Annotated in this window: 7 protein-coding genes and 3 tRNA genes; 7 read left to right on the forward strand and 3 right to left on the reverse strand. The window is 67.9% G+C overall.

Translation table 11 applies throughout. The features are described 5' to 3' along the window. Positions 1 to 677, forward strand: a 677-nt coding sequence (locus B9G38_RS12690) for a TrkA family potassium uptake protein (RefSeq protein ID WP_143415443.1), incomplete at its 5' end; no start/stop codon positions are given. A 336-nt stretch (positions 678 to 1,013) separates the two neighbouring features. Here the strand turns inward: B9G38_RS12690 and B9G38_RS12695 are convergent. Further along, a tRNA-Arg gene (locus B9G38_RS12695) sits at positions 1,014 to 1,086 on the reverse strand. A gap of 246 nt (positions 1,087 to 1,332) precedes the next feature. On the opposite strand from B9G38_RS12695, the gene B9G38_RS12700 reads away from it, so the two are divergent. From B9G38_RS12700 to B9G38_RS12710, 3 genes are all read left to right on the forward strand, one after another. Beyond that, positions 1,333 to 2,823, forward strand: a complete 1,491-nt coding sequence (locus tag B9G38_RS12700) for a single-stranded DNA binding protein (RefSeq protein ID WP_179231124.1) — start codon at positions 1,333 to 1,335, stop codon at positions 2,821 to 2,823. Between the two features lie 89 nt (positions 2,824 to 2,912). Further along, positions 2,913 to 3,344, forward strand: coding sequence for a histone family protein (locus tag B9G38_RS12705; protein ID WP_049932198.1), 432 nt, complete (start codon positions 2,913 to 2,915; stop codon positions 3,342 to 3,344). Next, positions 3,345 to 4,349 carry a histone deacetylase gene (locus B9G38_RS12710; protein WP_086220598.1) on the forward strand — a complete coding sequence of 335 codons (1,005 nt, stop codon included), beginning with the start codon at positions 3,345 to 3,347 and terminating at the stop codon, positions 4,347 to 4,349. It abuts the gene before it with no gap. A 71-nt stretch (positions 4,350 to 4,420) separates the two neighbouring features. On the opposite strand, the gene B9G38_RS12715 is transcribed toward B9G38_RS12710, so the two are convergent. Together B9G38_RS12715 and B9G38_RS12720 are read right to left on the reverse strand one after the other, a co-directional pair. Next, a tRNA-Asp gene (locus B9G38_RS12715) sits at positions 4,421 to 4,493 on the reverse strand. 30 nt (positions 4,494 to 4,523) lie between these two features. Beyond that, positions 4,524 to 4,596 (reverse strand) — tRNA-Asp (locus tag B9G38_RS12720). 239 nt (positions 4,597 to 4,835) lie between these two features. Here B9G38_RS12720 and B9G38_RS12725 point away from each other — a divergent pair. The 3 genes from B9G38_RS12725 to B9G38_RS12735 form a co-directional block, all read left to right on the forward strand. Further along, positions 4,836 to 5,066 carry a DNA-directed RNA polymerase subunit H gene (locus tag B9G38_RS12725; RefSeq protein WP_004599097.1) on the forward strand — a complete coding sequence of 77 codons (231 nt, stop codon included), beginning with the start codon at positions 4,836 to 4,838 and terminating at the stop codon, positions 5,064 to 5,066. Continuing rightward, positions 5,063 to 6,628, forward strand: a complete 1,566-nt coding sequence (locus tag B9G38_RS12730; RefSeq protein WP_006111499.1) for a DNA-directed RNA polymerase subunit B'' — start codon at positions 5,063 to 5,065, stop codon at positions 6,626 to 6,628. Before B9G38_RS12725 ends, B9G38_RS12730 begins: the two co-directional genes overlap by 4 nt. Positions 6,629 to 6,630: 2 nt before the next feature. After that, positions 6,631 to 7,852 (forward strand): DNA-directed RNA polymerase subunit B (locus B9G38_RS12735; RefSeq protein ID WP_086220599.1); only part of this gene is annotated, 1,222 nt, incomplete at its 3' end.

Raw genomic sequence — 7,852 nt, forward strand, 5'->3', positions numbered from 1 at the left:
TTCTCGGAGTGTCACCAATGCGCACGATAATCATCGGCGGGGGCCGGGTCGGTCAGGCGCTCGCCACGCGACTGGAGAACAGGGGCGAGTACGTCGTCGTCGTCGAGACGGACCCGGACGTCGCCGAACGGGCGCGCGCGGAGGGGTTCACCGTCTACGAGGGGGACGGAAGCGACACGGAGGCGCTTCGCGCCGCCGACATCGACGACGCGAAGCGGTTCATCACGACGACGGCCGACGACGACATCAATCTCCTCGCGTGCCAGCTCGCCATCACCAAGTTCGACGTTGCGTCCGTCTACTCACGGGTGAACGACCCGGACAACGTCGACGCCTTCGACAGCATCGGCGTCACCGGCATCGACGCCACGACGGCGACCGCGGCGGCCATCGACGACGAGATAGAACGCCCCGCGCTCACCCACTGGATGAACGAGCTCGGCGACAGCCACGACGTTCAGGAGGTTGAGGTGACCTCTCGCGAATTGGCGGGGAAGAGCATCCGCGACCTCAACGCGCGGATCCCGGACGACACCTTCGTCGCCGTGATCAGCCGCGACGGCGAGAACCGCGTTCCCTCGGCCGACAGCGTCCTCGAAATGGGCGACAGCGTGACGTTCATCGGCGCCACCGACGGGGTCCGCCGAGCGATGGAGCGGTTCCACCCGCACGATTAACAGCTCGGTCAGATCGCCCGTGGAGTGAGGGTGACCGGCTCTGAGCCCCAGTCGCGGGGGCGACATACTCTCCACTGCGCCCGTCGTTTGGTGTGGCCGAAACGTCTCGACGGAGTCCGACGCGAGTGAAACAAGCGTCGGGCACGTCGGGACCGAACGCAGCCGCTGCCGAACGAAGTGAGGCAGCCGCAAAGTGAGCGTCCTGACGGAGATTTGAACTCGGAAAGCCGTTCGGCCTCGCTTCGCTCGGCCGCTGCGACTTTCCTGCTCAAATCTTCGCGGAGTTTTCGGACACACGCACGGCTCGCTACGCTCGCCGTTTGGTTTGTCCGAAAACGTCCTGACGGAGATTTGAACTCCGGTCCCTGGCTCCGCAAGCCAAGAGGATAGTCCACTACCCTACCAGGACTCATCTCTACGTATCGCGGTGGAACTTAAGACGGTTACGGTCCGGCGGCCGCGTGCCTGCGGTCCGCATACTCCCCGTGCCGGATGAACACCTTTTGTATCGACGGGACCCATGAACACCCATGAGACGCTTTCGAGCCGCGACCGCGACCCGCTCCGGTCCCCGTGCCGACCGGGGGGTGTCCGGCGCGACCCCCGGCCAACGGCAACGCTTATGCGCGAACCCGTCGACCACGGAGGGACGAGTATGGGCGCCATAGAGGAGGTGTACGAGGACCTCGACACCGACGTCGAGTTCGAGGAGTTCGAGGCCGCTGTCGAGGACAAGGTCGAGCAGATGGGCGGGCTCGCGGACGAGGAGACCGCCGCGATGCTCATCGCACACGAACTGCGCGACGAGGAGGCCGACACCATCGCCGACATCGAACCGGGGATGAACGAAGTGAAGTTCCTCGGCAAGGTGACAGCCATCGGCGAGATCCGGACCTTCGAGCGCGACGACGAGGACGCGGAGGAGGGTCGCGTGTGTAACGTCGATGTCGCCGACGCCTCCGGCTCCGTCCGGGTCGCACTGTGGGACGACATGGCCGCGGCGGCCGAGGAGGAGCTCGAAGTCGGGCAGGTCCTCCGCGTCATGGGCCGTCCCAAGGAGGGGTACAGCGGCCTCGAAGTGAGCGCGGACAAGGTCGAGCCGGACGAGGACGCCGAGGTCGACGTCCAAGTGCTCGACACCTACCGCGTCGAGGACCTGACGCTCGGGGCGTCCGACGTGGACCTCGTGGGGCAGGTGTTAGACACCGACTCGATCCGGACGTTCGACCGCGACGACGGCAGCGAGGGACGCGTCGCCAACCTCACGCTCGGCGACGAGACGGGGCGCGTGCGCGTCACGCTCTGGGACGGGAAGGCCGACCTCGCCGAGGAGTTCGCGGCGGGCGAGGTCGTCGAGGTCGGCGACGGCTACGTCCGCGAGCGCGACGGCGACCTGGAGCTCCACGTCGGCGACCGCGGCACGGTCGAGCGCGTCGACGAGGACGTCGAGTACGTCCCGGAGACCACCGACATCGCCGACCTCGAGATCGGCCAGACCGTCGACATCGGGGGCGGCGTCATCGAGACCGACCCGAAGCGGACGTTCGACCGCGACGACGGCAGCGAGGGACAGGTCCGCAACGTCCGGATCAAAGACGAGACCGGCGAGATCCGCGTCGCGCTGTGGGGCGACAAGGCCGACCGCGAGATCGAACTGGCCGACCGGGTCGTCTTCACCGACGTCGAGATCCAGGACGGCTGGCAGGACGACCTCGAGGCGTCCGCGAACTGGCGCTCGACCGTCTCCGTCCTCGACGAGGGGAGCGACGCGGCGGCCGGCGTCGCGGGCGGCGCGTCCGGGGCCGGAAGCACCGGGGGCGACGGAGACGGCCGCGGGTCGAACGAAACCGGCCTCGGTGCCTTCTCCGATGACGGAAAGAAGGCGGCGGCCGAGGCCGTCGCCGGTGAGGCCGGCGACGAGGAAGGGAGCGGTGCGAGCGGCGGCGCGGCGACCGCGGCGGCGGAGCGATCGGACGGCGCCGTCGAGTTCACCGGCACGGTCGTCCAGACCGGGGACCCGGTCGTGCTCGACGACGGACAGCAGACGAAATCGGTCGACACCGACGCGAGCCTCCGGCTCGGCGAGGAGATAACCGTCCGCGGCCCGGAGCGCGACGGGACCATCGACGCCGACGACGTCTTCTGACGCGCCCGACCGCCGCGGCGGCCCGTCCGGATCCGGCGGCAAAGCGGGTAACGGAAAGCGTTATACGACACACGGACGCGACTGTGTGTATGAGTGTCGAGTTACCGTTCGCGCCGGTCGACGGGATCATCCGGCGGAACGCGGGGGAACTCCGCGTCAGCGCGGACGCCGCCGAGGAGCTCGCGCGACGGATCCAATCGCACGGCGCCGAGCTCGCCGTCGACGCGGCCGAGCAGGCGACCGCGGACGGCCGGAAGACGCTGATGGCCGCGGACTTCGGCGTCGAGCAGGTCGTCGGCCGGGAAGATCTCACGCTCCCGGTCGCGCCCATCGACCGGATCGCTCGACTCCGGATCGACGACCGCTATCGGGTCGGCGTCGACGCGCGCGTCGCGCTGGCCGACATTTTGGAAGACTACGCCGACAACGTCGCGAGCGCGGCCGCGACACTGGCCCGGCACGCGGACCGACGGACCGTACAGGCCGAGGACATCGAGACGTACTTCGCGTTGTTCGAGTAGATGCAGTTTGGCTACAGCGAGCGGTGTCTCGACCACGACACCGGCGAGCGACACCCGGAGAACCCGGACCGACTCCGCGCGATCCGCCGCGGTCTCGCGAAGCGGCACGGCGTCGAGTACGTCGAGGCCGATCCCGCGGCGAAGGCGGCCGTGTCGGCCGTTCACGACCCCGATTACGTCGACGAACTGGAGTCGTTCGTCGCGGACGGCGGCGGCAGCTGGGACCCCGACACCGTTGCCAGCGACGGGACGTGGGACGCGGCGCTCACCTCGGCCGGGCTCGCCCAGTGGGCCGCCCGCGCGGCGCTCGACGGCTCGACCGGGCGGCAGACCCCGTTCGCGATCGGTCGCCCGCCGGGCCACCACGCCGTCACCGACGACGCGATGGGATTCTGCTTCTTCAACAACGCCGCCGTCGCGGCCCAGACCGCCCTCGACGAGGACCTCGCTGACCGTGTCGCGATCTTCGACTGGGACGTGCACCACGGGAACGGCACGCAGGACATCTTCTACGACCGCGGCGACGTCCTCTACGCGTCGATCCACGAGGACGGCCTCTACCCGGACACGGGGGACCTCGACGAGACCGGCGAGGGAGACGGCGACGGGACGACCGTGAACCTCCCGCTGGCGGCCGGTGCCGGCGACGCCGACTACCTCTACGCCGTCGACGAGGGGATCGGGCCTGCGATCGATCGGTTCGACCCCGACCTGCTGATCGTCTCGGCGGGGTTCGACGCGCACCGCCACGACCCCATCTCGCGGATGCGCGTCTCCTCGGAGGGGTACGCGCTGTTGACCGACCGGATCCGGGCGCTCGCCGATGACGCCGGCGCCGCCCACGCGTACGTGCTGGAGGGCGGATACGGCCTCGACACGCTCGCCGAGGGGGTCTCGATGGTCCACGAGACGTACGACGGGCGCCCCCCGGTCGACACCGACGAGGACCCGGACGCGAAGACCGAGTCCCTCGTCGACGACCTGCGGGCGGAACTGGACCTGTAGCCCGGAAGGTGGGTCGACGCCGGACTCGCTCGTCGCTATCGCTCCTCGCTCGTAGTCGGCGTCGACAGAAACGCCCGGAGCGGGATTTGAACCCGCGTCACGACCGTGACAGGGTCGTATGATGGGCCACTACACCATCCGGGCAACCAAGCGACAGCGCCCCGAAACCGGGGACGCCCGGAGCGGGATTTGAACCCGCGTCACGACCGTGACAGGGTCGTATGATGGGCCACTACACCATCCGGGCTTGTCGTACCAGTTCGTATCCCTGTCTGGCAAATAAGGCTTGTCATCGCCGACGAGGATGGGGTCCGGTGACAGGGGGGTCGCCTCCGACATCCTTTTGTGTCAACCTCGCGTGTGTGGGAGTGTCGAACGCCCCGCGACCCGTGAGCCGCGCGCGGCGGCGCTTGGTAAGTCTTATGACGCTGGCGCATATACCTACCTGTAGTATCTCGTGATAGCTTCTCCCCACCACCAGCACCCATGGTAGACGTAAGCCAACACGAACTCGTCCCGGACCACGTCCTCCTCGACGACCCCGAGGAGGTCGAAGAGGTCCTGGCGGAGTATGACGTGAAGAAAACGAACTTACCGAAGATCAAACGCACGGATCCCGCGCTCCCCGACGAGGCCGAGGTCGGGGACGTGGTGAAGATCGTCCGCGACTCCCGCACGACCGACGAGGCGGTCGTGTATCGACTGGTCGTCTCATGAACAGGCAAGACCGACGCGTGGTTTCACGCGAATACTTCTCCGACGAACGGCTCGCCGAACACCACTTCCGCTCGTTCAACAACTTCCTGGACCGCGGCATGCAGGAAGTCGTCGACGAGAAGGAGACGATCGAGACGGACATCGGCGACAAGGAGGGCCAGGAGCCCGTCTACGTCGAGCTCGGCGACGTGCGGATGGTCACCCCGCGCGTCCGCGAGGCCGACGGCTCCGAGGAGCTGCTCTATCCCCAGGAGGCGCGGCTCCGCAACATCACCTACTCGGCGCCCGTGTTCATGGAGATGTCCATCGTCCGCGGCGGCGAGGACGAACCGGAGCAGGTCGTCGACACGACCGAGACGAAGGTCGGTCGGATGCCGATCATGGTCGGCTCGGACAAGTGTAACATGGCGGGCTTCTCCGACGAGGAGCTCATTGACATCGGCGAGGACCCCGTCGACCCCGGCGGCTACTTCATCGTCAACGGCTCCGAGCGCGTGCTGATGACCTCGGAGGACCTGGCGCCGAACAAGATCCTCGCCGAGTACGACTCGAAGTACGGCGACGAGATTCAGGTCGCGAAGACGTTCTCCCAGCGCCGGGGCTACCGCGCCTTAGTGCTCTGTGAACGCAACCGCGAGGGGCTGCTCGAAGTGTCGTTCCCCTCCGTCTCCGGATCCATCGACTTCGTGACGCTCGTCCGCGCGCTCGGGCTCGAATCCGACGAGGAGATCGTCCACCGCGTCTCGGACGACCCCGAGATCGTGAAGTTCATGCTGGAGAACTTAGAGGAGGCCTCGGTCCAGACGACCGAGGAGGCAATCGAGACCCTCGGCGAGCGCGTCGCGAGCGGTCAGGGGAAGAACTACCAGCTCAAGCGGGCGAACTACGTCATCGACCGCTACCTCCTCCCGCACCTCCACGAGGAGGGCGTCGACGAGGAGGACGTGCGGATCAACAAGGCGTACTACCTCTGCCGGATGGCGGAGGCGTGCTTCGAGCTCGCTCTCGACCGCCGCGAGGCCGACGACAAGGACCACTACGCGAACAAGCGCCTGAAGGTCTCCGGCGACCTGATGCGCGACCTGTTCCGGACCGCTCTCAACAAGCTGGCGCGCGACGTGAAGTACCAGCTGGAGCGCGCGAACATGCGGAACCGGCAGCTCACCGTCAACACGGTGGTCCGCTCCGACGTGCTGACCGAGCGCCTCGAACACCCGATCGCGACGGGGAACTGGGTCGGCGGCCGCTCGGGCGTCTCCCAGCTCGTCGACCGGACCGACTACATGGGCGTGCTCTCGCACCTGCGGCGCCTGCGCTCGCCGCTGTCGCGGTCGCAGCCGCACTTCGAGGCGCGGGACCTCCACGCGACCCAGTGGGGTCGCATCTGTCCCTCCGAGACGCCGGAGGGGCCGAACTGCGGGCTCGTGAAGAACTTCGCGCAGGCGATGGAGCTCTCGCAGACGGTTGAGGACGAACAGGGGCTGAAACGAGAACTGGCGTCGATGGGTGTCGAGGGGATCCCCGGCATCGAGGGCGTCGAACGACAGACGGCGGACGACTGATCATGGCACAAGCAGAACGCGAAGCGAAGGTGTACGTCAACGGGAGCCTCGTCGGCACCCACGAGAACCCGGACGAGCTCGCCGAACAGATACGCGAGGCGCGCCGCCGCGGCGACGTCTCGGAGATGGTGAACGTCTCGGTGAAAGACCGGACCCGCGAGGTCATCGTCAACGCCGACGCGGGGCGGGCGCGACGCCCGCTCATCGTCGTCGAGAACGGCGAGCCGCTCCTCGGCGATGAGGAGATCGAGGCCCTCGAACGCGGCGACGTCGAGTTCGAGGACCTCGTCGAGCGCGGCTACGTCGAGTTCATCGACGCGGAGGAGGAGGAGGACATCCTCGTTGCGGTCGACGAGGAGGACGTGACCGAGGACCACACGCACCTCGAGATCGACCCGCAGCTCGTCTTCGGCATCGGCGCGGGGATGATCCCGTACCCCGAGCACAACGCGAGCCCGCGGATCACCATGGGCGCGGGGATGATGAAGCAGTCGCTCGGGCTCCCCTCGGCCAACTACCGCATCCGGCCGGACACGCGTCAGCACCTCCTGCACTACCCGCAGCTGGCGATGGTGAAGACGCAGACGTCCGACCAGATCAGCTTCGACAAGCGGCCGGCGGCGCAGAACTTCGTCGTCGCCGTGATGTCCTACGAGGGCTTCAACATCGAGGACGCGCTGGTGATGAACCAGGGCTCCGTCGACCGCGCGCTCACCCGCTCGCACTTCTTCCGGACCTACGAGGGCGAGGAGCGCCGGTACCCCGGCGGCCAGGAGGACCGCTTCGAGATTCCGGACCAGGACGTTCGCGGCGCGCGCGGCGAGGACGCGTACACCCACCTCGACGAGGACGGCCTCGTCAACCCCGAGACGAAGGTCGACGAGTCGTCCGTCCTGCTCGGGAAGACCAGCCCGCCGCGCTTCCTCGAAGAGCCGGACGACATGGGCGGGCTCTCACCGCAGAAGCGCCGCGAGACCTCCGTGACGATGCGCTCGGGCGAATCGGGCGTCGTCGACACGGTGACGCTGATGGAAGGCGAGGACGGCTCCAAGCTCTCAAAGGTGAAGGTGCGCGACCAGCGCGTCCCCGAACTGGGCGACAAGTTCGCGTCCCGACACGGACAGAAGGGCGTCGTCGGCCACCTCGCGCCCCAGGAGGACATGCCGTTCACCGAGGAGGGGGTCGTCCCGGACCTCGTGATGAATCCGCACGCGCTGCCGTCGC

It is taken from the genome of Halorubrum sp. SD612, from assembly GCF_002135005.1.

Coding starts and splice junctions, on each gene's coding strand:
- B9G38_RS12730 (WP_006111499.1), top strand. CDS start 5,063: ATGAACAGGCAAGACCGACGCGTGGTTTCACGCGAATACTTCTCCGAC.
- B9G38_RS12725 (WP_004599097.1), top strand. CDS start 4,836: ATGGTAGACGTAAGCCAACACGAACTCGTCCCGGACCACGTCCTCCTC.
- B9G38_RS12710 (WP_086220598.1), top strand. CDS start 3,345: ATGCAGTTTGGCTACAGCGAGCGGTGTCTCGACCACGACACCGGCGAG.
- B9G38_RS12705 (WP_049932198.1), top strand. CDS start 2,913: ATGAGTGTCGAGTTACCGTTCGCGCCGGTCGACGGGATCATCCGGCGG.
- B9G38_RS12700 (WP_179231124.1), top strand. CDS start 1,333: ATGGGCGCCATAGAGGAGGTGTACGAGGACCTCGACACCGACGTCGAG.